Source organism: Zemynaea arenosa, assembly GCF_004614185.1.
Classification (GTDB): Bacteria; Pseudomonadota; Gammaproteobacteria; order Burkholderiales; family Burkholderiaceae_D; genus Telluria; species Telluria arenosa.
In genome coordinates, this window is record NZ_SPVF01000253.1 from 42252 (window position 1) to 66376 (window position 24125).

21 protein-coding genes are annotated in these 24125 nt (G+C 64.8%); 5 read left to right on the forward strand and 16 right to left on the reverse strand.

Annotated features, from left to right (window positions below; genetic code table 11):
- Positions 1-143: 143 nt before the first annotated feature.
- The 8 genes from E4L96_RS20435 to E4L96_RS20470 form a co-directional block, all read right to left on the reverse strand.
- Positions 144-1364 carry a tetratricopeptide repeat protein gene (locus E4L96_RS20435; protein ID WP_135209060.1) on the reverse strand — a complete coding sequence of 407 codons (1221 nt, stop codon included), beginning with the start codon at positions 1362-1364 and terminating at the stop codon, positions 144-146.
- 70 nt (positions 1365-1434) lie between these two features.
- A complete protein-coding gene (locus tag E4L96_RS20440) occupies positions 1435-1866 on the reverse strand; it encodes an ExbD/TolR family protein (RefSeq protein WP_181017630.1) in 432 nt (143 codons plus the stop codon).
- Between the two features lie 62 nt (positions 1867-1928).
- Complete coding sequence (locus E4L96_RS20445; RefSeq protein ID WP_135209061.1) at positions 1929-2360, reverse strand: ExbD/TolR family protein; 432 nt, start codon at positions 2358-2360, stop codon at positions 1929-1931.
- Positions 2361-2363: 3 nt separating this feature from the next.
- Positions 2364-3272 (reverse strand): MotA/TolQ/ExbB proton channel family protein, encoded by a 909-nt coding sequence (locus E4L96_RS20450; protein WP_220433461.1) that lies wholly within the window; start codon positions 3270-3272, stop codon positions 2364-2366.
- 86 nt (positions 3273-3358) lie between these two features.
- Positions 3359-4015: an energy transducer TonB gene (locus E4L96_RS20455; RefSeq protein WP_135209062.1), complete on the reverse strand. Its 657-nt coding sequence runs from the start codon at positions 4013-4015 to the stop codon at positions 3359-3361.
- A 533-nt stretch (positions 4016-4548) separates the two neighbouring features.
- On the reverse strand, positions 4549-6078 hold the full coding sequence (locus tag E4L96_RS20460; protein ID WP_135209063.1) for a SpoVR family protein: 1530 nt from the start codon (positions 6076-6078) through the stop codon (positions 4549-4551).
- A gap of 12 nt (positions 6079-6090) precedes the next feature.
- A complete protein-coding gene (locus E4L96_RS20465) occupies positions 6091-7362 on the reverse strand; it encodes a YeaH/YhbH family protein (RefSeq protein WP_135209064.1) in 1272 nt (423 codons plus the stop codon).
- 86 nt (positions 7363-7448) lie between these two features.
- Positions 7449-9371, reverse strand: a complete 1923-nt coding sequence (locus E4L96_RS20470; RefSeq protein ID WP_135209065.1) for a PrkA family serine protein kinase — start codon at positions 9369-9371, stop codon at positions 7449-7451.
- 585 nt (positions 9372-9956) lie between these two features.
- Between E4L96_RS20470 and E4L96_RS20475 the strand changes: the two genes are divergently transcribed.
- The gene (locus tag E4L96_RS20475) at positions 9957-10970 is read left to right on the forward strand and encodes an adenosine deaminase (protein ID WP_135209066.1); all 1014 of its coding nucleotides are present in this window, start codon (positions 9957-9959) and stop codon (positions 10968-10970) included.
- A gap of 29 nt (positions 10971-10999) precedes the next feature.
- A complete protein-coding gene (locus tag E4L96_RS20480; protein WP_135209067.1) occupies positions 11000-13510 on the forward strand; it encodes an ABC transporter permease in 2511 nt (836 codons plus the stop codon).
- On the opposite strand, the gene E4L96_RS20485 is transcribed toward E4L96_RS20480, so the two are convergent.
- Together E4L96_RS20485 and E4L96_RS20490 are read right to left on the reverse strand one after the other, a co-directional pair.
- Positions 13477-14499: a response regulator gene (locus tag E4L96_RS20485; protein ID WP_135209068.1), complete on the reverse strand. Its 1023-nt coding sequence runs from the start codon at positions 14497-14499 to the stop codon at positions 13477-13479. The genes E4L96_RS20480 and E4L96_RS20485 overlap by 34 nt on opposite strands.
- 2 nt (positions 14500-14501) lie before the next feature.
- Complete coding sequence (locus E4L96_RS20490; RefSeq protein ID WP_229414655.1) at positions 14502-15770, reverse strand: sensor histidine kinase; 1269 nt, start codon at positions 15768-15770, stop codon at positions 14502-14504.
- Between the two features lie 204 nt (positions 15771-15974).
- Between E4L96_RS20490 and cqsA the strand changes: the two genes are divergently transcribed.
- From cqsA to E4L96_RS20505, 3 genes are read left to right on the forward strand one after another with little or no spacing between them, the layout of a single operon-like run.
- Entirely contained in the window at positions 15975-17219 is a 1245-nt protein-coding gene (cqsA, locus tag E4L96_RS20495) for an alpha-hydroxyketone-type quorum-sensing autoinducer synthase (RefSeq protein WP_135209070.1), read from the forward strand.
- A gap of 7 nt (positions 17220-17226) precedes the next feature.
- The gene (locus tag E4L96_RS20500) at positions 17227-17625 is read left to right on the forward strand and encodes a group II truncated hemoglobin (RefSeq protein WP_135209071.1); all 399 of its coding nucleotides are present in this window, start codon (positions 17227-17229) and stop codon (positions 17623-17625) included.
- 18 nt (positions 17626-17643) lie between these two features.
- Positions 17644-18861: a DNA recombination protein RmuC gene (locus E4L96_RS20505; protein ID WP_135209072.1), complete on the forward strand. Its 1218-nt coding sequence runs from the start codon at positions 17644-17646 to the stop codon at positions 18859-18861.
- A gap of 169 nt (positions 18862-19030) precedes the next feature.
- Here E4L96_RS20505 and E4L96_RS20510 read toward each other — a convergent pair whose 3' ends face one another.
- The 6 genes from E4L96_RS20510 to E4L96_RS20535 form a co-directional block, all read right to left on the reverse strand.
- Positions 19031-19240 (reverse strand): cold-shock protein, encoded by a 210-nt coding sequence (locus E4L96_RS20510; RefSeq protein WP_135209073.1) that lies wholly within the window; start codon positions 19238-19240, stop codon positions 19031-19033.
- 245 nt (positions 19241-19485) lie between these two features.
- Complete coding sequence (gene infA / locus E4L96_RS20515) at positions 19486-19749, reverse strand: translation initiation factor IF-1 (protein WP_135209074.1); 264 nt, start codon at positions 19747-19749, stop codon at positions 19486-19488.
- Positions 19750-19968: 219 nt separating this feature from the next.
- Complete coding sequence (locus E4L96_RS20520; protein ID WP_135209075.1) at positions 19969-20406, reverse strand: hypothetical protein; 438 nt, start codon at positions 20404-20406, stop codon at positions 19969-19971.
- On the reverse strand, positions 20406-22259 hold the full coding sequence (gene moeA / locus E4L96_RS20525) for a molybdopterin molybdotransferase MoeA (protein ID WP_135209076.1): 1854 nt from the start codon (positions 22257-22259) through the stop codon (positions 20406-20408). Before moeA ends, E4L96_RS20520 begins: the two co-directional genes overlap by 1 nt.
- A gap of 3 nt (positions 22260-22262) precedes the next feature.
- The gene (moaA, locus tag E4L96_RS20530; protein ID WP_135209077.1) at positions 22263-23372 is read right to left on the reverse strand and encodes a GTP 3',8-cyclase MoaA; all 1110 of its coding nucleotides are present in this window, start codon (positions 23370-23372) and stop codon (positions 22263-22265) included.
- Positions 23373-23420: 48 nt separating this feature from the next.
- The coding region (locus E4L96_RS20535; protein WP_135209078.1) for a chromate transporter at positions 23421-24125 on the reverse strand (705 nt) is incomplete at its 5' end.

Here is a 24125-nt window from a genome sequence, read left to right on the forward strand (position 1 = left end):
GGAGGCTTCGGGGTACCTAAAAGAGCAATTATACCTAGAGAAAGGGGCGGCTTCGGGGGCGCCGCCACTGGGCGCCGGTCCGCCGGACAAAACAAAACGCCGCCGGCTTGCGCGGGCGGCGTTTTGAGGATGAGCGCGCCCGATTACTTGGCGGTCATAATGAAGTAGCGGGCCAGGTCGGCCGAACCGTCGTTGCCGCCAACGGTCTTGAAGGTCTGGATGGCCTTCGCCTTGTTGCCGGCCGCCAGGTAGGCTTCGCCCTGGTGCAGCTTGGCTTCTTCGACGTTCTTGACGTTGCCGGACTTGATAGCGGCATCGATCATCTTGAGGCCCTTGTCAGTCTGGCCAGCCTGCACCAGGCCGTAGCCCAGCGCGACCAGGCCGTCGCCATCCTTCTCCTTGTTCAGGGAGGCTTCCTGGGCGGCGGCGTTCTTCACCTGCTCAGCGGCGTCCTTGTCGGCCAGGTCCTTCAGGCGCTGGTGACGGGCGGCGTCGGAACCGACACCCAGGGCACCGGCCTTGTAGCCTGCGGCCACGACTTTCTGTGCTTCCGCCGGCGCACGCGCCTGCAGCACGAGCTGGCCCATTTCCAGGTACTCGCTCGGCTTCTTCATCAGGTTGTTGGCCAGCTTGAGGCGGTACACGTCCACGGCCAGGCGCGACGAGAAGCCGCTCTTGCCCTGCACGCGGTTCAGCAGATCCTGCCAGTAGCGCTCTTTCGGGTAGTGGGCGGCCAGCTTCTCGATGGTCTGCACGTAGCCGTTCTTGTCGCCGCTCTTGTTCTGCAGGTTGGCGACCATGCCGTACATGTCTTCCGACGGGACGCGGCCGGCCTTCTCTTCGGCGCGCACGGCGTCCAGCACGGCGGCGGTGTTGCCTTGTGCGTAGTAGTTCTGCAGCAGGTAGGCCTGCAGCTTCGGATCGTAGTGTTCTTTCAGTTGGCGCTGGATGGCGGCGTTGGCCTTGCCGTAGTCCTTGGCGCGCATGTAGATGCCGATCAGACCTTCCGAGAAGGATTCCTTTTCCTTGGCCGACAGGCGGCCCGAGGCGATCAGCTCTTCGAAGGTCTTGGCGGCCAGGTCGTAGTCGCCGGCGCCCATCGCGGCGGAGGCGCGCACGCGGTCGACCAGGAACGATTCATTGGCGTTCTTGCCTGCGGCAGCGTCCGCTTCACGCAGCTTGGCCAGCGCTTCCTTGTTCTTGCCAGCCTTGATCAGCGCTTGCGCTTCCTGCAGCGGCTTGCCGACTTCGGGGCGGACGCTCTCCGCGGCGTAGGCCGACGACAGGCCGAACAGCGGCGTCGCCGCAGTGAAGCTCAGTGCGGCCATCGCAAGGCCGAGGTGGGCGAGACGGAATTTTGCCATTTGAAAATCTTTCACCTATAAAACGAAATAGGCAGGGGATTGGCCTGCCTATTTGCGGGGTTACACAGTTTTACTGGAACTGTTCTTGACCAACCATACCGATCTTGGTCACACCCAGACGCTGGGCCGAAGCCATCACGCCTGCCACGACCTTATATGGGACCAGCTTGTTCGGACGCAAGTGCACTTCCGGCTGATCGGCCTGGGCCGCGACATTCGCCAGTTTCGCTTCCAGCTCCTGGCGGTTGTTGATGACCTGGTTGTCCCACAGGATGGTCCCGTCGAAGTCCACGTCGACCGTCACGACCACCGGCTCCTTGTCCGGCGGCGGCGCGTTGTTCGGCGTCGGCATGTTCAGGTTGACCGCGTGGTTCGCCTTCGGGATGGTAATAATCAGCAGAATGATGAGAACGAGCAGGACGTCGATCATCGGCGTCATGTTCATTTCCATCATCGGTTCCGGCTCGGCACTGGGGCCGGCGTTACCAACGCTCATACTCATGAAGAAATCCTTTACTTGACTAAAGCGGGCGAGGGCCGTAACGGCCTCGCCCGCATCCGGCCTTAAGCCTTGTCCGGCGGTTCCGTGATGAAACCGACCTTCTGGATGCCGGCGCGCTGCGCGGTGTAGATCACCTTGCCCACGAATTCGTAGCGCGTATCCTGGTCGCCGCGCACGTGCACCACAGGCTGGGGCAGTTTCACGGCTTCCTTCTTCAGCAGCTCGAACAGGGCGTCGGTATCGGCCAGCTTGGTCTGGTTGAGCCAGAACTCGCCGTTTTTATTCACCACGATGTTCACGTCTTCAGGAGTCGTCTTGACCGGCATGTTTTCTTCCGCCGGCAGGTTGATCTTCTGAAGGTGCAGCACGACCGGGCTCGTAATCAGGAAGATAATCAGCAGAACCAACATGATGTCCACGAGGGGCGTCGTGTTGATTTCAGACATGACTTGATCTTCGCCGTCGGAGTCGCCTCCGCCTACGCTCATCGACATGATTTAGCCAACCTTTTTAGCACCAGCGGCTGCACGGGCAGCTTCCGAGGTGGACATGGCGCCGGAGACCAGCACCGAGTGCACGTCAGCCGAGAACGAACGGACATCTTCCATCGCCGCCTTGTTACGACGCACCAGCCAGTTGTAGCCCAGCACGGCCGGCACTGCGACCAGCAGACCGAAGGCGGTCATGATCAGGGCTTCACCCACCGGGCCGGCCACTTTGTCGATCGACGCGTTACCGGTCATACCGATGTTGGTCAGTGCGTTGTAGATACCGACCACGGTACCGAACAGACCGATGAACGGTGCGGTCGAACCGACGGTGGCCAGGAACGACAGGCCGTCTTGCAGACGCGACTGGACTTTGTCCACCGCGCGCTGGATCGACATGGTGACCCAGGTCGACAGGTCGATCTGCTCGAGCAGGGCGCCGTCGTGGTGCTGGATGGCCTTGGTGCCGGTTTCAGCGATGAAGCGGAACGGCGAACCATCCTTCAGGGTGGCGGCGCCGGCAGCGATCGAGTTGGCCTTCCAGAACTTGGCCTGGGTCTCTTTCGCCTGCTTGAAGATCTTCATCTGGTCCAGCAGCTTGGTGATGATGATGTACCAGGAGCCGATCGACATGATCGACAGGATGATCATGGTGGCCTTCGGCACCGGGCCCGATTCCCAGGCGGCGGTGATGCCGTACGGGTTAGGCGCTTCTTCCTTTTTCTCGGCTGCGACAGCCGGGGCCGCCGGAGCGGCGGCAGCGTCGGTGGCAGCCGGCTGGGCGTCAGCCGCGGGCGCGGAGGCGGCCGGAGCCGATGCCTCCTGCGCGGTCGCCGGTGCGGACACCAGGGCGCCGGCAGCGGACACCGAGAACAGGACTGCCGCCAGGATCGCGGACAAACGGGAATTCTTAAACATGCTTCCTCCAAAAATAAAATAAACAGTTCGCTGAACGTATCGACAACGAAACTCTTGCTGTGGGGCGGTGGTCCGCCCCGGGTTTATTAATCCAACGTCCAAACGTACTGCACGCTTGTCCAACTTTCTTGCGGCCTGCCATCGACGATGCCGGGTTTGAAGCGGCAGCGGCCGAGAGCAGTCTGCGCTGCGCGATCCAGGTCACGGAAGCCCGAGGATTTCTGGATCTTCGACTCTTTGACGGCGCCGTCCTGGCTGATCAGGAACTGCAGGACGACGGTGCCGGTTTCTTCGTTACGCTGCGAGTTCTTCGGGTACTCCGGCTTGGCGCAGGTATTGAAGTCGACCACGGCGGGCACGTTCGACACCACCGGCTTGGCGGCCGGCGGGGCAGGCGGCGCCGGCGGGGCCGGGCGGATATCGGTATTGGCCGGCTTGGCCGTGGTGGCCACGGCGATCGGGTTGTTCTGCGGCGGCGGCTGCTGCACGTTGACCTCGACCGGCGGGATGAACGGCGGGGGCGGGGCCTTCATTTCCGGCGGCGGCGGCGGCGGCGGAATCTCTTTGGGAGGAGGTGGTTTCACGTCCTCGATGATCTTCGTCTCCACCGCTTCATTGATCTTCGCAATCATCCGCTTGCCGAGACCCTGAATGATCCCGTAGCCGACGATGATGTGCAGAACGACCACGATGGCGATGCCGGTCCAGTTCCGACCAGCCTTCTTATCGTGCGAAAAATTCATGCCTGCTTTCTCCAGTACCTACTTTTTTTTGCTGCTGCTTAAACCCACAAAACACGGCAAACCACCCGCCGGGTTCGGGACGTCGGGGAATTATACCTACGAATTCTTTTTTTCACATACTTTTTTAGCCATCAAAACGGGGGCCGAAAGTCCGTGTTAGGCGGCCTGCACGAGCTTGCAAAGAATGGGTGTTCGCGTGCCAATTTCAATCTCGAGAAAATCGCAGGAAATCGTTTGCCCGTAGGGTCCGTTCGTCGTACCGCGGACCGGCGCGGGCAGCTCGTATATGCATGCGACCTAGCTTGGACTGGAGCGGTGGAGGCGGGTTCAGACCGGTCCGCTGATGCAGCTCAAGCGGGCTGCGGCGGGGCCAAAAACTGCATCCGGATGCGCCGCGTTATGCGGGCTCGTTATTGACTTTATACCATTGACGATATAACAAACGGTTTTGGGGCAGCGCACGTTTCAAGCACGCGTCCGCGGGCGCTGCCCGACCGGTCCAGCGCGCGGCGGGATGCGCTGCAGCGCGCGCGTCAGAACGCCCGGTTGCGCTTCTCGCGCCGGCACTCCAGGGTGCTCACCACATTGCCCTGCGGGTCGCAGGTTTCGAGCCGCACGTCGAAGCCCCACAGGCGCGCCACGTGCTTGAGGACCTCGTTGGCCTGGGCATTCAGCGGCCGCCGGTTGAACTGCGTGTGGCGCAAGGTCAGGGCGCGGTCGTCGCGGGTATTCACAGACCACACCTGGATGTTGGGCTCGCGGTTGCCGAGGTTGTACTGTTCGGCCAGCTGGTTGCGCACGTAGCGGTAGCCGGCTTCGTCGTGGATCGCCGAGATGGTGAGCTTGTCGCTGCGGTCGTCGTCCAGCACGGCGAAGAAGTGGAAGTCGCGGATCAGCTTGGGCGACAGGTACTGGGCGATGAAGCTCTCGTCCTTGAAGTTGCGCATCGCGAAGTCGAGCGTCTTCTGCCAGTCCTTGCCCGCGAAGTCGGGGAACCACTCCCGGTCTTCGGCGGTCGGGTCCTCGCAGATGCGGCGGATGTCCGTCATCATCGCGAAGCCGAGCGCGTAGGGGTTGATGCCGTTGTAGTAGGGGCTGGTGGCGGGCGGCTGGTAGACCACGTTGGTATGGCTCTGCAGGAACTCCAGCATGAAGCCGTCGCCCACGATGCCTTCCTTGTACAGCTGCTGCAGGATGGTGTAGTGCCAGAAGGTGGCCCAGCCTTCGTTCATCACCTGGGTCTGGCGCTGGGGGTAGAAATACTGCGAGATCTTGCGCGTGATGCGCACGATCTCGCGCTGCCAGGGTTCCAGCAGCGGCGCGTACTTCTCGATGAAGTACAGCAGGTTCTCTTCCGGCTCGGGCGGGAAGCGCGGGATGCGCGCCTCCGGCACGCCTTCCTCGCGGTAGGGCAGGGTGCGCCACAGCTCGTTGACCTGGGACTGGGCGTACTCCTCGCGTTCCTTGCGGCGCGCGTTCTCCTGCGCCAGGGTGAGCTTGGCCGGACGCTTGTAGCGGTCCACGCCGTAGTTCTGCAGCGCGTGGCAGGAGTCCAGCAGCAGCTCCACCTCGTCGATGCCGTAGCGCTGCTCGCACTCGGCGATGTAGTTCTTGGCGAACACCAGGTAGTCGACGATCGCATCCGCATCGGTCCAGGTGCGGAACAGGTAGTTCCCCTTGAAGAAGGAGTTGTGCCCATAGGCCGCGTGCGCGATCACCAGCGCCTGCATGGTCAGCGAGTTCTCCTCCATGAGGTAGGCGATGCAGGGATTGCTGTTGATGACGATCTCGTAGGCGAGGCCCATCTGGCCGCGCTTGTAGCTCTTCTCGGTGGCCAGGAAGTGCTTGCCGAACGACCAGTGGTGGTAGGACACCGGCAGGCCGACGGACGTGTAGGCATCCATCATCTGCTCGGCGGTGATGATCTCGAGCTGGTTGGGATAGGTGTCCAGGCCGAAATTCCTGGCCACCCGCCGGATTTCTTCATGCGCCTGCTCGATCAGGTCGAAGGTCCACTCCGACTGTTCGGGCAAGGCGCGGGGATTCGGGGGATCTTTGGGCATGGGGTTTACCTGCTATTTGGGCTGCTTCTTGAACAGCTCACGGAAGACGGGATAGATGTCGGCCGGGGTGACGATCTTCTGCATCGCGAAGTTCTGATGGTGGTCCTTCACCTCGGAGTACTGCTCCCACAGGTTCTGCGGCGGCCCGTCGGTGATTTCGACGTAGGTGTAGTACTGCACCAGCGGCATGATGGTGTTGGTCAGCAGCTGCTTGCACAGCACCGAATCGTTGTCCCAGTTGTCGCCGTCCGAGGCCTGGGCCACGTAGCTGTTCCAGTCGCCGCCGCGGTAGCGCTCCTGGATGATCTTGGCCAGCAGGTGCAGCGCCGACGATACCACCGTGCCGCCCGACTCGCGCGAGTGGAAGAATTCGTTCTCGTCGACTTCCGCCGCCGCCGTGTGGTGGCGGATGAAGACCACGTCGATGTGCTCGTACACGCGCTTGAGGAACAGGTACAGCAGGATGAAGAAGCGCTTGGCGGTGTCCTTGCGCTGCTCGTCCATGGAGCCGGACACGTCCATGATGCAGAACATCACCGCCGAGGTGCTCGGCTTGGGTACCTTGATGCGGTTGGAGTAGCGCAGGTCGAACGGGTCGATGAACGGAATCGCCAGCAGCCGCGTGTGCAGGTGGCGCAGCCGGTCCTTCAGTTCGATGACGCGGGTGTCTTCTTCCGGCACGCCCTGCTCGCGCAGCTCGGCCAGTTCTTCTTCCAGCAGCGCCGCTTCGCGCTTGGGCTTGCCGCCGACGGCGATGCGCCGGCCGAGCGCGCCGCGCAGCGAGCGCAGCACGTGGATGTTGGACGGCGTGCCGCTGATGTTGTAGCCGGCGCGCTGGGTGCGGAACTCGACGGTCGAGGTCAGCTGCGTCTTGATCATGTTCGGCAGCTCGAGGTCCTCGAAGAAGTAGTTCATGAATTCTTCGCGGGTGAGCTCGAAGATGAAGTCGTCCTCGGTGGTCTGCTCGCTGTTGCCGGCGCGCCCGCGGCCGGAACCGCCTCCGCCGCCGCGCGGCCGGTTGAACTGGTCGCCCTTCTGGTACTCGGTGTTGCCGGGGTTAATGGTTTCCCACACGCCGCCATGGGCATGGCCGAAGTGCGGTTCGTTCACGTCCTTGACGGGGATGGAGACTTTCTCGCCGTTCTCGATGTCGGTGATCGAGCGGCCCTTGATGGCGCGGCCGACCGCGTCCTTGATCTGGGCCTTGTAGCGGCGGAGAAAGCGCTCGCGGTTGACTGCTGACTTGTTCTTGCCCTGCAAGCGTCGGTCGATGAGGTAAGTCAAAACGGGCCTCCTGCTTCTGTTGGCGCGGCCCGCCGCGCCCGCTGCGGTGAAACGCGGGCGCGGCGCCGTCACCTTATATTAGCCGCTTACGACGACTTCCTCACACGCAGATACCATTCGCACAGCAAACGGACCTGCTTGGCCGTGTAGCCTTTCTCCACCATGCGCGCGACGAAGTCGGCGTGCTTGTTGGCGTCTTCGGCGCTGGCCTTCGCGTTGAACGAAATCACCGGCAGCAGCTCCTCGGTGTTCGAGAACATCTTCTTCTCGATCACGTTGCGGAACTTCTCGTAGCTGGTCCAGGCCGGATTCTTGCCGCCGTTGGTCGCCCGCGCCCGCAGCGCAAAGTTGACGATCTCGTTGCGGAAGTCCTTCGGGTTCGAGATGCCGGCCGGCTTCTCGATCTTCTCCAGTTCCGAGTTCAACTGCTCGCGGTCGAACGATTCGCCGGTGTCCGGGTCGCGGAACTCCTGGTCCTGGATCCAGAAGTCGGCAAAGGTCACGTAGCGGTCGAAGATGTTCTGGCCGTACTCGGAATAGCTCTCCAGGTAGGCCGTCTGGATCTCCTTGCCGATGAAGTCGACATAGCGCTGCGCCAAGTGCTCCTTGATGTAGGAGAAGTAACGCTGCTCGGTCTCGGGCGGGAACTGCTCGCGCTCGATCTGCTGCTCCAGCACGTACAGCAGGTGCACCGGATTGGCCGCCACTTCGGTGTTGTCGAAGTTGAAGACCTTGGACAGGATCTTGAAAGCGAAGCGGGTCGACAGGCCGTTCATGCCCTCGTCCACGCCCGCGTAGTCCACATACTCGTGGATCGACTTGGCCTTCGGGTCGGTGTCCTTCAGGTTCTCGCCGTCGTACACCAGCATCTTGGAGAAGATCGAGGAGTTTTCCGGATCCTTCAGCCGCGACAGCACCGCGAACTGCGCCATCATGCGCAGGGTCCCGGGCGCGCAGGGCGCCTTTTCCAGCGACGAGTTGCGCAGCAGCTTGTCGTAGATCTTGACCTCGTCCTGCACCCGCAGGCAGTAGGGCACCTTGACGATGTAGATCCGGTCCAGGAAGGCTTCGTTGTTGCGGTTGTTGCGGAAGGTCTTCCATTCCGACTCGTTGGAGTGGGCCAGGATGATGCCTTCGAACGGGATCGCGCCGAAGCCCTCGGTGCCCTTGTAGTTGCCTTCTTGCGTGGCGGTCAGCAGCGGGTGCAGCACCTTGATCGGGGCCTTGAACATCTCCACGAATTCCATCAGGCCCTGGTTGGCCAGGCACAGGCCACCGGAATAGCTGTAGGCGTCCGGGTCGTCCTGGGCGTAATCCTCGAGCTTGCGGATGTCGACCTTGCCGACCAGGGAGGAGATGTCCTGGTTGTTCTCGTCGCCCGGCTCGGTTTTCGAGATCGCAATCTGCTTGAGCACGGACGGGTAGCGCTTGACCACGCGGAATTTGTTGATGTCCCCGCCGTACTCGTGCAGGCGCTTGACCGCCCACGGGCTGGGGATGCCGCGCAGGTAGCGGCGCGGGATACCGTAGTCCTCTTCGAGGATCTGGCCGTCTTCGTCTTCGTTGAACAGGCCCAGCGGGGACTCGTTCACCGGCGACCCCTTCAGGCAGTAGAAGGGGACCTGTTCCATCAGCAGCTTGAGCTTCTCGGCGATCGACGACTTGCCGCCGCCGACCGGCCCCAGCAGATAGAGGATCTGCTTGCGCTCTTCCAGCCCTTGCGCGGCATGGCGGAAATAGGACACGACCTGCTCGATGACTTCTTCCATGCCGTAGAAGTCCTTGAATGCCGGGTAAATCTTGATGACCTTGTTCGCGAAGATGCGCGACAGCCGCGTATCGTTGCGCGTATCGATCAGCGTCGGTTCCCCGATCGCCGCCAGCATCCGCTCAGGCGCGCTGGCATAGGTCAGCGGGTCCTTCTTGCAGAGCTGGAGGTACTCGGAGAGGGAGTACTCCTCTTCGCGAGTACGCTCGTAGCGCGCAGCGTAGTTGTCAAAAATGGTCATATGAATGTCCTCTTTAAGAAAAACTCATCACTGTCGTCGGCAGTCGAACGCACTCTGGCATGCTGACCGGCACCTGGTCGTGGGCGTACTCCTTCTTCTTGAGCCGATATTCGGTTTCGGACCAACCCTGCTTTACAAAGTCGGCAACAAAAATCGAATATGGATGGTATTTTTTTGCCCGGTTTTGTCCGGGATTTGCGCGTTGTATCAACGTCTTCTTACGCCTGTGAAATTGATTATGTGCCTATTGGTTGCTGAAGTCAAAGCAATCCCTAGTGAGCATTTGTAACTGCCGTAAGTCATTGATTAATATGAAAAAAGACCGATTCGATTGGCGCGGATCGTGTGTCAAATCCCGACTCTTACTGATGGCGTAACCCAGCCGTTGTGCAGCCAGTTGCAGCGTCGCCCGCGATAGCGATGCATCAATCCAAAAGCCTGATTCGATATTGCCCGATCTTCAGCCCGACTGGCGCACGCGAAACATGTTTTACACTCTTTCCGATTCGCATTCGGGGTGCTCCGAGGCGATTGGCGGGCATGCGCTACACTGCGCTACCCAGGTCTGGATATCGAGGAATCACCATGATGAACGAGCAGTTGCGCGGCATTGTCCGCGGCATGCCAAAAGCTGAATTACATATCCATATTGAGGGGTCTCTGGAGCCCGAGCTGATCTTTGAGCTGGCGCAACGGAATGCTGTCCAGCTGGCCTATCAGTCGGTGGAAGAGTTGCGTGCGGCATACGCGTTCACGGACCTGCAATCCTTCCTCGACGTCTACTACGCCGGCGCCAGCGTGCTGCTGCACGAGCAGGACTTCTATGACATGACCATGGCCTACCTGCGCCGCGCCGCCGCGGACAACGTGCGCCATGCCGAGATCTTCTTCGACCCCCAGACGCACACCGGCCGCGGGGTGCCGTTCGAGACGGTCATCAACGGCATCCACCGCGCCTGCGCGGAAGGGCCGATCAGCGCCACCCTGATCATGTGCTTCCTGCGCCATCTGTCGGAAGAGGCGGCGCTGCAGACGCTGGAGATGGCGCGGCCGCACCTGGACAAGATCATCGGCGTGGGCCTCGATTCCTCCGAAGTCGGCCACCCGCCCGAGAAATTTGCGCGCGTATTCGCACAGGCGCGTGAGCTGGGCCTGCACCTGGTCGCGCATGCGGGCGAGGAAGGGCCGCCGGCCTACATTCATTCCGCGCTGGACGTGCTGCACGTGGAGCGCATCGACCACGGCGTGCGCGCCATCGAGGACGCGGAGCTGACCGCGCGACTGGCGCGCGAGCAGATGGCGCTCACGGTCTGCCCGCTCTCCAACATCAAGCTGTGCGTGTTCGGCCGCATGGATGAGCACAACCTGCTGCGCCTGCTCGATGCCGGGCTGGCGGTCACCATCAACTCGGACGACCCGGCCTACTTCGGCGGCTACATGAATGCGAACTTCGAAGCCGCCTTCGATGCGCTGCCCCTTGGCCTGTCCCACGCGCAGCGCCTGGCCCGCAACAGCTTCGCCGCGGCCTTCCTCGATGACGCCACCAAACAGCGCTATCTCGGCGAAGTCGATGCGTACTTCCGGGAAGTGATGCCCTGATGATGAGTCATGTGAGACAGGCTTTCCGTATGACCCTGCGCGACTGGCGCGCGGGTGAGCTGCGCTTCCTGCTGGTGGCGCTGATCGTGGCCGTGTCGGCGCTGTGCGGGGTCGGCTTCTTCGTCGAGCGCATGCGCTCCGGCCTGGAGCGCGACGCGCACCAGCTGATGGGCGCCGACATGCTGGTCAACAGCGATGGGCCGGTGCCGCTGGAGTGGCGCGAGGAAGCGCTGCGCCGCCACCTGCTGCTGGCGGACAGCGTCAACTTCCCCAGCATGCTGCAAGCCGGGGAGGGCGAGCAGTCGGCCTCGCAGCTCATCATGGCCAAGGCGATGTCCGAACTGTTCCCGCTGCGCGGACGCATGAAGGTCACCACCAGCCGGGAGGATGCCCTCAACGGCATCGGCCAGGCCGTGAGCTACGAGCCGCGGCGCGGCACGGTGTGGCTCGACCCGTCCCTGCTGGGCGCCCTCAAGATCCATGTCGGCGATCAGGTCAAGCTGGGCGACAAGACCTTCCGCGTGGCCCAGCTGATCGCGCAGGAACCGGACCGTGGTCCGACCATGGCCAGCCTGGCGCCGCACGTGCTGTTCTCCCTGCACGACCTGCCCGAGACCGGGCTGGTGGCCACCGGCGCGCGCGTGTCGTACCGGATGCAGGTGGCGGCGCAGGACATCAACGACATGCGCCCGGTCGCGGCTTACGCCGAGTGGCTGCGCGACCGGGTCAAGGCGGACAACGTGCGCGGTGTGCGCATCGAAACGCTCGACGATGCGCGGCCGGACATGCAGAACACCATCGACCGCGCACAGCGCTTCCTGTCGCTGGTCGGGCTGATGTCCGCGCTGCTGGCGGCGGTGGCGGTGGCCATGGCCGCGCGCCGCTTCATGCTGCGCCACCTGGACGCCTGCGCCATGCTGCGCTGCCTGGGCATGACGCAGAACCAGGTCGCGCTCATGTACCTGGTCGAGTTCCTGCTGGTCGGCCTGGCCGGCTCGGTGCTCGGCGTGCTGGTGGGCCTGGGCGCGCATTACGTGCTGGCCGCCTCGCTGGCCCCGCTGATCAACACCGAGCTGCCGCCGCTGTCCTGGGTGCCCGCCGCGCATGGTCTCGCCACCGGCATGGTCCTGCTGCTCGGCTTTGCGCTGCCGCCCGTGCTCCAGCTGCGCAACGTGCCGCACAACCGTGTGATCCGGCGCGAGCAGGCGGCCCCGCAGCCGATGGTGCTGGCCACCTATGGCGTCGGGGCGCTGGCCTTCGGCGCGCTGCTCCTGTGGCAGGCGGGGGATCTGCAGCTCGCGTGCATCATCGCGGGCGGCTTCCTCGGCGGCTTCGGGCTGTTCGCGCTTGTGGGGTGGGGCGGATTGGTGCTGCTGCGGCGCCTGCGCGGGGCTTCGTCCAGCCAGTCCTGGCGCTTCGCCATCACCTCCCTGCAGCGGCGCCCGGGCGCCACCGTGGTGCAGGTGGTGTCGCTGGCGCTCGGCCTGATGGCGCTGCTGGTGCTGACCGTGGTGCGCGGCGACCTGCTCGCCGCCTGGCGCCAGGCCACACCGCCGGACGCGCCGAATCACTTCATCATCAACATCAGTCCGGACCAAAGGGATGGCGTGGCGCGCCAGCTCGCGCGCGCACAGGTGCCCGAGGCCACCCTGTACCCGATGATCCGCGGGCGCCTGGTCGCCGTGAACGGGAAGCCCATCACCGCCCAGACCTATGCCGAAGGGCGCGCGCGCGGCCTGGCCGAACGCGAATTCAATCTCTCCACCATGAAGGACATGCCGGCCACCAACCGCATCGTCGCGGGCCAGTGGTATGTGGACCAGCCCGGCCGCGCGGAAGCCTCGGTGGAGCAGGGCATCGCGAAGACGCTGGGCTGGAAGCTTGGCGACAAGCTGCGCTTCGACATGGCCGGCCAGGTGGTGGAAGCGACCATCACCAGCCTGCGCAAGCTGGAATGGGGTTCGATGCGCGCCAACTTCTTCGTCATCATCAATCCCGCCGCGATGGCCGAGGCGCCGACCACCTACATGACGGCCTACCACCAGCCGCCGCGCGCCACGGAGCTGACCAATGAGCTCACGCGCGACTACCCCAACCTGACCATCATCGACGTCTCCGCGATCATCCGCCAGCTGCAGGATGTGCTGGACCAGGTGGTGCAGGCGGTGGAGTTCCTGTTCGCGTTCACGCTCGCTTCCGGCCTGCTGGTGCTGTACGCGGCCCTCATGAGCTCCACCGACGAGCGGCGCCGCGAAGCAGGCCTTCTGCGGGCCCTGGGCGCCACGCGCAGGCAGCTTTCGCGTGCGCAGTGGATCGAGTTCGCGCTGGTGGGGGGGCTGGCGGGCCTGCTGGCCGCGACCGGTGCCGCGGCCCTGGGGTGGGCCCTGGCCACCTACCAGTTCAAGTTCGAATGGAGCTTCAGCCCCGTGGTGTGGGGCGTGGGCCTGGTGGTGGGCGCGGCGTGCGCGGTGTTCGGTGGCTGGCTGGGGCTGCGCAACGTGCTGAATCAGCCGCCGCTGCAAACCCTGCGCGAGGCCTGATCGAGCAGGAAGTCGCTGAACGGCCGCACGGTCTCGGGCAGGTAGCCGGGCGGCAGGTCGAACAGGGCCCAGTAATAGCGCTGCACGCCCTGGCAGATGTTGGCGCCCTGGCAGTAGCGCAGCCAGTCGTCGCCGACGTCGTCCGAGTACATGCCGTCGTCGCCATGGAAGAAGGGGACGATCTTGCGCGCCTCCAGCGCCGCCACCAGCGAGGGCGGGGCCTTCGAGTCGCGCGCCACCTCGATGTGCGCGCGCATGCTGGCATCGGTCTCCACCACCAGCAAGCGCGCCACGCCGTTGGCGTCGTACATCAGCAGGCCGGAAGGGTTGGGGTACAGGTAGTGCTCCACGATGCCGAGCGGCCCCGAAACCTCGCGCGCCAGGTGCGTGAACGCCGGGTCGTACACGAAGCCGAAGCCGTTCAGCACCAGCACGTCGCGCAGCGAATCGGACTGCTCGGCGAAGTAGCGCGCCTGCAGCTGGCGCACTTCCACTTCCAGCCGCTCCAGCGCGTCGTCGTCGCTCTTCTTGATGTAGCGGTCGATCAGGCCGCGGTTGAACGCGTCCACTGCGATTTTCTCGTCGGCCGCGCCGGTGAACAGGATCTTCTTGCAGGCCAGATGCGAGATCGCCTTGCAGAATTCGATGCCGTTCATTTGCGGCATGGAGTAGTCCACCACCACCACCGAGGGCGTCATGAAGCGCTCCGGCCGGAAGCTCACGCGGTAGATCTCGTTGATGTCGACCGCGATCCCGCACTGCTCCAGCGGACGCGCGCTGGTGTCGAAGGTGGGCACGATCTGCGTGGCGGGCCAGTGCGCGGTCTGCGCGTGGCGCCGCAGCCACTCCAGCGCCGCGCGGGTGTCCGCAAAAGCGCAACAGGCGATGTTCGGGTCCAGCTGGAACGAGAGGCTGCGCAGGAAGCTGTCGCTGTCGTCGACAAGGACGGTCAGCGTCGGATGCTGGAAGACGGGCAGGGATACGGGCATGATCAGTCGGATCTCCTTGGTAGCGCGGCCATCCTGGCCGGCGGCGGGAACTCGAGCACGAACATAGTATAGGCCAGCTCGCGCGAGACGCAGCGGATACTGGCCTGCCAGGCATCGAGGATGTCCTTGCACAGCGTGAGGCCGATCCCGGCGCCGCCGCTGCCGCTGGTGTAGAAACGCTTGAAGATCTTGGCCAGGTCGCGGCGCGGAATGCCGCAGCCGCTGTCGATCACCAGCAGGCGCGGGGTGGCGCGCTGGCCGTCCACCACCAGCCGCACGCGCCCCTTGCCGGCACGCTGCAGGGCCTTGAGGGCATTGCGCAGCAGGTTAAGGATTACCACCACGCCCAGCTCGCGCTGGCCCGCGAACACGAAGTCCGAGCGCACCTTGATGCTGACCGCCTCGCGCTGCGCCTGGGTCGCGAACGGGTAGCGGGACAGGGCGCTTTCCACCAGTTCGCGCATGGACAGGTGCTCGTTGGGCTCCAGCTTGCGCTGCACCGCGGTGGCCGAGAGCAGGAACAGGTCCACGATGTGGTTCATGTGGCGCACCTCAAACTGGATGCGCGAGAGGGCCTCGCCCAGCACTGCCATATCCACGTGGTCGCCGTCGCGCGCCAGCAGGCGGTTGGCGCCGCGCACATTGGCCTCCACCGACAGCAGCGGCGTGCGCAGCTCGTGCGACACGGTCGCCAGACCGTGCGCCATGCCGGCCAGCTTCTCCTGCGCCATCATGCGCCGCCCCAGCTTGGCGATCGAGACCACCAGCACCGTGAACAGCGCGATCGGCAGCTGTTCCAGGACGTCGGGATGGGACAGGAAGCTGTGATCGCCCGTGGCGAAGAACAGGGCCACCGCGCAGGCCGTGCCCAGCACCAGGGACACAGAGGCCATCGCGGTATCGAAGTGGAAGAGCAGGATCAGCGCCACCAGGAAAGACTGGCTCCAGACCGCCGCGCCATGGTTCATCAGGTACATGAAGCTGAACAGGAACGGCAGCGTGTAGGTCACCGTGACGAACGCATACACGCGCTGGACCCGCTCAGGCATCCGCCGCAGACCCAGGGCGAGGCCGAGGCACAGTACGAAGCCGCCGCTGCGCAGCGCGATGCTTTCGTACTCCTGCGGGAAGATCCAGGTCCAGATGACGTAGTAGAGCGGCATGCCGATGATGCCGATCCACGCCAGCAGCACCATGCGGACGGTCTCGTGGTCGAACTCCCGTTCGTAGCGCAGCAGCCAGTGGGTGGACGTGCTTCGGATTCGGTTCACAAGCGCTCCCAGCGCGGGCACGACAGTCGGCTGCATTGTTGCGTACGTTCCTGATCAAATAACGAATTGACTTTTCTCAATGTTCTTACATCGTGTCGCAGTTCCACGATGCAGTGCTTGAGGTAAATCAATCGTGCGTTTGTTTCAACCTCTTGACACAACAGTTCTGCGCACAATGGATTTTCTTTTCCGTGGAGAACAAACATGACCCAAGCTGCCGCCCGCGTCCTGCCGACGCCGTCCTCGAACCCCCTTCTGCCGGGGTTTGTCACCCAGCGCATGGAGGAGTGGTACGAAGACCGGGTGGGACGCCTGCATGGCGGCGCGCCGCTGCACGTGTGGACCCCGGCGCGCGCCGATGCGCTGATGCTGGCAGGCAACGACTACCTGTGCCTGGGGAATGAGCGCGCCCTGGCCCAGGCGCAGGCGGATGTGCTCGGTGGCGGTGGCGGCAGCCTGCTGATGTCCGCCGTGTTCCTCCAGCCTGGCTGTGCCCAGTTCCGCCTGGAGCGCCGCCTGGCCGACTACGTGGGCGCGGCCGATGGCATCCTGTGCCAGTCCGGCTGGACCGCCAACGTCGGGCTGATGCAGGCCCTGTCCGCGCCCGGCGTGCCGGTCTACCTCGACATGCTGGCCCATGCCTCCCTGTGGGACGGGGTGCAGAGCGCGCAGGCCGAGGCGGTCGGCTTCCTGCACAACGACGTCGACAACTTGCGGCGCCAGATCGCCCGCCACGGGCCGGGCGTGATCGTGGTGGACAGCGTATACAGCACCAACGGCAGCGTGGCGCCGCTGGCCGCGCTGGCCGATGCGGCCGAGGACACCGGCTCGATCCTGGTGGTGGACGAATCGCATTCACTGGGCACCCACGGGCCGCAGGGCGCGGGTCTGGTGGTGGAGCTGGGCCTGGAACAGCGCGTCCACTTCCGCACCGCCTCGCTGGCCAAGGCGTTCGCGGGGCGCGCCGGGTTCATCGCCTGCCCGGACAACTTCAAGAGCTATTTCCAGTCCGCGTCCCGGCCGGCCATCTTCAGTTCCTGCCTGCTGCGCCACGAGCTCGCGTGGTTCGAGGTGGCGCTGGACTTCATTCGCGCCGCCGACGACCGCCGCGCCGCGCTGGCCGCCCGCACCCGCGAAGTGCGCGGCGCCTTGACGGCGCTGGGCTACCACATCGCCGAAGGCACTGAGCAGATCATCGCCCTCGAAGCCGGCACCGAACCGGCGACGCTGGTGCTGCGCAATGCGCTGGACAAGCGCGGGATCTACGGCGCCGTGTTCTTCGCACCCGCCACCGCGCGGAACCGCGCCATGGTGCGCCTGACGCTCAACTCCAGCATGACCGACAGCGACGTAATGCGGCTAGTGGACGCTTGCGCGGACATGCGGGACGAAGTCGGCCTGGCGCAGTGGTCGTCCACCCGCCGCCGCAGCCGCCTGGCGCTGGTATGATGGAGGGATGACGGAATCCTCTGAATCGAAGACCCTGTATGAGGTCATCGGCGGCGCGGAAAAGCTGCGCGAACTGGTCGACCGCTTCTACGACCTGATGGAGCTGGAGCCCGAGTTCGCGGGCATCCACGCGCTGCACCCCAAGCCCAACGACAGCTCGCGCGAGAAGCTGTTCATGTTCCTGTCCGGCTGGATGGGCGGTCCGGACCTGTTCATCGAGCGCTATGGGCATCCGCGCCTGCGCGCCCGCCACCTCCCGTTCGCGATCGGCACCAGCGAACGCGATCAGTGGCTGCGCGCGATGGCGTGGGCCATGGAGGACGTCGGCATCGACGAGGGCTTGCGCGTGCGGCTCATGGAGTCGTTCTACGGGACGGCGGACTGGATGCGGAATAAACCTGAATGACCCAGGCGCCTGACTGATATGACCACGGGCGAACTCCTGATCCTCTTCGTGGTGCTGGTGGTGGCCGCGCTGCAGGTGGCGCAGCTGCTGCGTACCCGCGTCGGCCGCACCATCGAGACCGAGCGCTTCGACCGCATTGAACGCAACCTGCAATTGAGCGCCCAGTCCACGCGGCAGGAAGTCAGCGCGGCACTGGCGCAAGCGCATGGGGCCACGATCCAGGCGCTGGAGGCGATGCGCGAATCGAATGCGCAGCGCATGCTGGAAGTGCGTCTCACCTTGGAGAACAAGCTGCGCGACCTGCAGCTTGACAACGCGGCGAAGCTGGATGAAATGCGCCGCACCGTCGACGAGAAGCTGCATGCGACGCTGGAGACGCGCCTGACCGAATCCTTCCGCCAGGTGTCCGAGCGGCTGGAAAAGGTGCACCAGGGCCTGGGCGAGATGCAGCAGCTGGCCGTCGGCGTGGGAGACCTCAAGCGCGTGCTCACCAACGTGAAGACGCGCGGCACCTGGGGCGAGGTCCAACTGGAGATGCTGCTGGAGCAGATGCTCACCGCCGACCAGTATGCGAAGAACGTGGAAACCATCTCTGGCAGTGGCGCGCGCGTGGAGTTCGCGATCAAGCTGCCGGGGGCCAGCGAGGGCGGGGCGCCCATGTGGCTGCCCATCGACGCCAAGTTCCCCAAAGAGCAGTACGAGCGCCTGCTGGAAGCGGCCGACCGCTCGGATGCCGATGGCGTGGCGCTGGCCGGGCGCGAGCTGGAACGCTCCGTGCGCGGCGAAGCCAAGACCATCTGCGAGAAGTATCTCGCGCCGCCGCACACCACCGACTTTGCGATCCTGTTCCTGCCGACCGAAGGGCTGTATGCGGAAGTGATGCGGCGGCCGGGCCTTGCCGACGATCTGCAGCGCACCTTGCGCGTGTCGATTGCCGGGCCATCGACGCTGCTGGCGATTTTGTCCAGCCTCCAGATGGGCTTCCGCACGCTGGCGCTGGAGAAGCGCTCGTCCGAGGTGTGGCAGGTGCTGGGCGCGGTGAAGACCGAGTTCACCAAGTTCGGCGATGTCCTTGCGACCACCAAGGCAACGCTGGAAAAGGCCGCCCGCAACATCGAAAACGCGGAGACCCGCAGCCGCCAGATGGCCCGCAAGCTCAAGTCGGTGGAAGCGCTCCCCAGCGAAGCCGCGCAGCTCATGCTCGGCACCGCTCCCAGCGACGACGACACTGAATAACGCATGGGGCGGCGCGGCGGCCCTATCCTCCGGACGAAAAAAAACCGCTGGCTAATGCGAGCGGTCTCTTTTGCGGGGAGCGCGGGGGCCCATGCTATCTGCAGGGTGCCGCCGCGCTACCGAGGTGGCCGCCCATGCTATCTGCGTGGTGCGGCCGGAAGAAGGTCGATTACAGCGGGCGGATGTTGCCGGCTTTTTCGCCCTTCGGGCTGTTCATGCGCTCGAACGAGACGCGCTGGTTTTCGGCCAGGCTCTTGAAGCCATCCGACTGGATGTCCGAGAAGTGCGCGAACAGATCGCCACCGCCCTGGTCCGGGGTGATGAAGCCGAAGCCCTTGGAGTCGTTGAACCATTTGACGATGCCGGTTTGAGTAGTCATGTCTATTTCCTTTGATTGCGTTGATATGTAAGGGCTCGCGCCCTGGAGCGCACGTGCGACCAAGAGAAAGTACTAACGGGGAATCAAACGGGAATGGCTCGGGACCGAGCAAGACAGGAGAGAAACCAGCAATAACGACGTCTTGATGTAGTGCGGAGTTGAATATACAGGCTTTGGTTCAATTCGCCTAGTACTTTCAAAAAAATTTCTGCCGCCACCCCACACAGGGATGACGGCGCCTGCGGTCAGCGGCGGCGGAACGTGCCGCGGGCCGGAGCCGGGCCTTTCTTGTCCAGGTGCCGGAAGGTGATGCGGCCCTTGGAGAGGTCATACGGCGACATCTCGAGCGTCACGCGGTCGCCCGCGAGAATCCGGATGTGGTGCTGGCGCATTTTGCCGGAGGTGTAGGCGACCAGCTTGTGGCCGTTTTCCAGGTCGACGCGGTAGCGCGAATCGGGCAGGACTTCCTGCACCAGTCCATTCATTTCAAGCAGTTCTTCTTTGGCCATGGGCCTCCATTCAGAGCGGGCGGCAGCACTCCACACGCGGTATGCTAAGGATTCGGCACGTTGCCGCGGCGGGAGCGGAGAGCGTGCGTGCTGGCGATAAGACGGGGGTTCAGGACCGCGCGAAGACCGGTGCCAGCCGGCGGCGCGGAAGAGGTGATGACGTCATTATACTCGCCCGGGCAGGACGCCGCTGGCGCGGGGCAAAAGCTGGCGGAATGACTATGCTTTCATGCGCTCGGCAATGCGGTTCGACTCCTTGGCCTGTTCGCCCGGCTTGTAGGGGCGCAGCGCGAAGGCGGACCAGGTGTCGTTCACCGAGACCAGCGTCACGTACTTCAGGTTCAGCGTGTCGATCACGTCCCAGCCGGTGTCGCGAGTGAGGTCGGTCTGGATTTTGGACGAGCCCTTGGGGAAGCACAGCCACAGCACCGACTGCGGCGCCAGGACCGCCGCGCCGTCATGCGCCAGCGTGGCCATCTCCGCGCGGTTGCGGGCGAAGACCTGCACGAAGTCAAATGGGCCTTTGCCTTTGGCGGCCAGGGTGGCGCCTTCCGGCAAAGGCTCCAGCTCGGCCGCGTAGCCCGCCGGCGCGTTCAGCACCAGCGCCTTCGCGCCCGGCTTCATCTTCAGCTTTTTCGACAGTGCGCTTTGCGTCATCAGACCAGTCCTTCGAAGAGCAGTACGTCGACCTCGTCGCCCGCGGCGACATTGCCTTGTTCATCGTGCAGCACCACCATGCAGTTGGCTTCGACCATTGAGCGCAGGATGCCTGAGCCTTGGGAGCCGGTGATGCGCACTTCGCGCCCGTCGGGCGACAGGATGCCGCGCTGGTATTCGGTGCGGCCGGGCTTCTTGCGGATCGCGCCCGCGGATGTCACGCGCAGCAGCGGCAGCGGGGCCTGCGCGCCCATCATGTGCAGCAGCGCGTCGCGCGCGAAGAAGTAGAAGGACACCATCACGGCGACCGGATTCCCGGGGAGGCCGAACAGGAAAGCGCTGCGGCCATTCGACTGCACGCGGCCAAAGGCCAGCGGCCGGCCGGGGCGCATGCCGATCTTCCAGAAGGTGACGTCGCCGAGGCGCGCCATGACCTCCTTCGTGTAGTCCGCCGCGCCAACGGAGACGCCGCCGGAGGTGACGATGGCATCGGCGTTCTCGCAGGCGCTGCGCAGGGCATCTTCCAGTGCCTGCGGATCGTCGCGCACGATGCCCATGTCGATCACGTCGCAGCCGAGGCGCTGCAGCATGCCGAAGATGGTGTAACGGTTGCTGTCGTAGACGCAGCCTTCGTCCAGCGGTTCGCCGATCGAGCGCAGTTCGTCGCCGGTTGAAAAGAAGGCCACGCGCAGGCGCCGCTGCACCGGCACTTCCGCCATGCCGAGGGAGGCCATGAGACCCAGGTCCGCCGGGCGCAGAATGCGGCCGCGCTTCAGGGCCGGGCTGCCGGCCTTGAGATCCTCGCCCTGGAAACGGCGGTTGTCGCCCTGCTTCAGCGTACGGGGAGCGATGGTGATGCTGTGCTCATGTGTCGACGCCACGTGCTCCTGGGGGATCACGGTGTCGCAGCCATCCGGCATGACGCCACCGGTCATGATGCGCACGCACTCGCCGCTGGCCGGCACCGCATCCGAAGGCCGTCCCGCGTACACGGTGGCGATCACGGAGAGCGTGATCGGCGCATCGTCGCGCAGGTCACTCCCGCGGAAGGCGTAACCGTCCATGGCCGAATTGTCATGGGCGGGCACGTTGATCGGGGAGATCAGATCGTCGGCCAGCACGCGGCCCAGCGCCGCACGGATGGCCACGCGCTCCACCGCGCGCACGGGCGTGACGAACTCGCGGATGATGCGCTGCGCATCGCGCACGGGCAGGGCGTCGGGGTCGTAGGCGGACAGGCAGCTGGTGACGTCCGTCAGCTTGGGCATGCCCATCGCCTGCAGCTCGTCCAGCGTGTTGATGTTGCGGAAGGCGCCGTCGTCCTCGAACACCACCTCGGCCACCTTGTGGCTCGCGTACCAGGCGTCGATCTTGCGGCCGCCGTCGGCCAGATAATCGGAGAGGGAGGGCAGCAGTGCGCGCCGCATCAGGCAGAACACCGGGTGGGGCTGGCGGCGCTTGCCTTCGATGGTGACGGCCACCGCGAGGTCCGCACCCTGCGCCTGCAAGGCGTCCAGCAGGCGCGCGGCCAGATCGGCGGGCAGGAAGGGCGAATCGCAGGGCGCCGTCAGCATCAGCGGCGTGGCGCAGGCGCGCAAGCCCGCTTCCATGCCCGCCAGCGGACCGGCGTAACCCGGCGTGGTGTCCCGCAGCACCGGTACGCCGAAAGCTTCGTAGCGCGCGAGGTCGTCGTTGGCGTTGATGGCCAGCGCCCCTACCTGCGGGCGCAAACGCTCAATCACATGCGCGGCCATGGTGCTGCCGCGGAAGGGCTGCAGGCCCTTGTTGACGGTGCCCATGCGCGTGCCGCGGCCACCCGCGAGTATCAGTCCGGTGATGTCTGCCTGGGTCATGATTCATCCGCCGATGTAGGACATCTCGACCTTGCGGGCGCCGGTCGCCAGGCCCTCGGTGTTGATGGTGCGGGTCTCGGAATAGCGGTCGGTCCGCGCGCGCCACAGGTGGGTGATGGCGGCGCTCATTTCCGCGTCGCTGCGGCCTTCGCGCAGCAGGGCGCGCAGGTCATGGCCGCTGGTGGCGAACAGGCAGGTGTACAGCTTGCCCTCGGTCGACAGGCGCGCGCGGGTGCAGTCGGCGCAGAAGGCTTGCGTGACGCTCGAGATCACGCCCACTTCGCCGGAACCATCCGCATAGCGCCAGCGCTGCGCGGTCTCGCCGCTGTAGTTGGGGTCCGCGGGGACCAGCGGCAGCTCGGCGGAGATGATGCGCACCACTTCGCCGGAGGGCACCACTTCGTCCATCTTCCAGCCGTTCGAGGCGCCGACGTCCATGTATTCGATGAAGCGCAGGATGAACGGGGAACCCTTGAAATGGCGCGCCATCGGCAGGATTTCGCCGTCGTTCCAGCCGCGCTTGACCACCATGTTGACCTTGATGGGGCCGAGGCCCGCGGCATGCGCGGCGTCCAGGCCATCGAGCACGGTGGAGACGGGGAAGTCGACGTCGTTCATACGCTTGAAAGTAGCATCGTCCAGCGAATCGAGCGACACGGTCACGCGGTCCAGGCCTGCGTCTTTCAGCGCGCGGGCCTTGCGGGCGAGCAGGGAGCCGTTGGTGGTCAAGGTCAGGTCCAGCGGACGGCCGGACGGAGTCTCGATGGTGCGCAGCATGGCGATCAGGCGCTCGACGTCCTTGCGCAGCAGGGGCTCGCCACCGGTCAGGCGGATCTTCTCGACGCCGTGCGCGACGAACAGGCGGGCCACGCGCGTGATCTCCTCGAACGTGAGCAGGTCCCTGTGCGGGAGGTAGGCATAGTCCTTGTCGAACACCTCCTTCGGCATGCAGTAGACGCAGCGGAAGTTGCAGCGGTCGGTGATGGAGATGCGCAGGTCGTGCAGCGGGCGCGCGAGGGCGTCGGACAGCAGCCCGGTTGGCGCTTCGAGGGTCGGCGGGACCGCGAGTGTGCGGTCGCGCTCCTCGTGCAGCAGGATGATTCGTTCGGCCATTTCGTTACGATAGCACGCCGGGGCGGATTGCATCGGCTGCGGTCCTGCCTACAGCCCGGCGGCGCGGGCGAGCAGGCCGGCGGCGGCGCTGGCGGTGATCAGGGTGATGGTGCCGATCTTGTAACGCACCAGCGCCACCAGCGCGGCCAGGCAGATCGCAGCGGGCGCCAGGCTGTGGCCGAGGATGGCGTGGGCGCCCAGCATCATGGCCAGGCTGAGGATGACGCCCACCACCGCGGCCGAGATGGCGGTGAGCGGCGCCGTGAGGTGCAGGTTGCCGCGCGTGGACTCGACCAGCGGGCCGCCGGCGAGGATGAACACGAACGAAGGCACGAAGGTGAACCAGGTGGCGATGCAGGCCGCGGCGATGGCGGATGCCAGCGGGTCGGCCAGCGGGTGGTGCGTCCAGCCGCCGACGAAGCCGATGAAGGCGACGATCATGATCAGCGGGCCAGGCGTGGTTTCGCCCAGCGCCAGGCCATCGAGCATTTGCGTGGGGGTGAGCCAGGAGTAGCGGTCCACGGAATTCTGGTACAAGTAGGGCAGCACGGCGTAGGCGCCACCGAAGGTCAGCAGGGCAGCCTTGGTGAACAGCCAGCCCATGGCGGTCAAGGTGCCATGCCGGCCGTCGGCGATGGCCAGCAGGGCCAGGGTGCCCGCTGCGAGCGCGATGCCCAGCAGGCTGGCGCGGACGAAGCGCCACCAGCCGAAGCGGGCGTGCGGCGGCGTGGGGGTGTCGTCGTCGATGAGGGC

Excerpts from the sequence above, each read along its gene's own strand:
- E4L96_RS20435 (WP_135209060.1), bottom strand. The coding sequence starts at position 1,364 with ATGGCAAAATTCCGTCTCGCCCACCTCGGCCTTGCGATGGCCGCACTG.
- E4L96_RS20440 (WP_181017630.1), bottom strand. The coding sequence starts at position 1,866 with ATGAGTATGAGCGTTGGTAACGCCGGCCCCAGTGCCGAGCCGGAACCG.
- E4L96_RS20445 (WP_135209061.1), bottom strand. The coding sequence starts at position 2,360 with ATGTCGATGAGCGTAGGCGGAGGCGACTCCGACGGCGAAGATCAAGTC.
- E4L96_RS20450 (WP_220433461.1), bottom strand. The coding sequence starts at position 3,272 with ATGTTTAAGAATTCCCGTTTGTCCGCGATCCTGGCGGCAGTCCTGTTC.
- E4L96_RS20455 (WP_135209062.1), bottom strand. The coding sequence starts at position 4,015 with ATGAATTTTTCGCACGATAAGAAGGCTGGTCGGAACTGGACCGGCATC.
- E4L96_RS20460 (WP_135209063.1), bottom strand. The coding sequence starts at position 6,078 with ATGCCCAAAGATCCCCCGAATCCCCGCGCCTTGCCCGAACAGTCGGAG.
- E4L96_RS20470 (WP_135209065.1), bottom strand. The coding sequence starts at position 9,371 with ATGACCATTTTTGACAACTACGCTGCGCGCTACGAGCGTACTCGCGAA.
- E4L96_RS20475 (WP_135209066.1), top strand. The coding sequence starts at position 9,957 with ATGATGAACGAGCAGTTGCGCGGCATTGTCCGCGGCATGCCAAAAGCT.
- E4L96_RS20480 (WP_135209067.1), top strand. The coding sequence starts at position 11,000 with ATGACCCTGCGCGACTGGCGCGCGGGTGAGCTGCGCTTCCTGCTGGTG.
- E4L96_RS20485 (WP_135209068.1), bottom strand. The coding sequence starts at position 14,499 with ATGCCCGTATCCCTGCCCGTCTTCCAGCATCCGACGCTGACCGTCCTT.
- cqsA (WP_135209070.1), top strand. The coding sequence starts at position 15,975 with ATGACCCAAGCTGCCGCCCGCGTCCTGCCGACGCCGTCCTCGAACCCC.
- E4L96_RS20500 (WP_135209071.1), top strand. The coding sequence starts at position 17,227 with ATGACGGAATCCTCTGAATCGAAGACCCTGTATGAGGTCATCGGCGGC.
- E4L96_RS20505 (WP_135209072.1), top strand. The coding sequence starts at position 17,644 with ATGACCACGGGCGAACTCCTGATCCTCTTCGTGGTGCTGGTGGTGGCC.
- E4L96_RS20510 (WP_135209073.1), bottom strand. The coding sequence starts at position 19,240 with ATGACTACTCAAACCGGCATCGTCAAATGGTTCAACGACTCCAAGGGC.
- infA (WP_135209074.1), bottom strand. The coding sequence starts at position 19,749 with ATGGCCAAAGAAGAACTGCTTGAAATGAATGGACTGGTGCAGGAAGTC.
- E4L96_RS20520 (WP_135209075.1), bottom strand. The coding sequence starts at position 20,406 with ATGACGCAAAGCGCACTGTCGAAAAAGCTGAAGATGAAGCCGGGCGCG.
- moeA (WP_135209076.1), bottom strand. The coding sequence starts at position 22,259 with ATGACCCAGGCAGACATCACCGGACTGATACTCGCGGGTGGCCGCGGC.
- moaA (WP_135209077.1), bottom strand. The coding sequence starts at position 23,372 with ATGGCCGAACGAATCATCCTGCTGCACGAGGAGCGCGACCGCACACTC.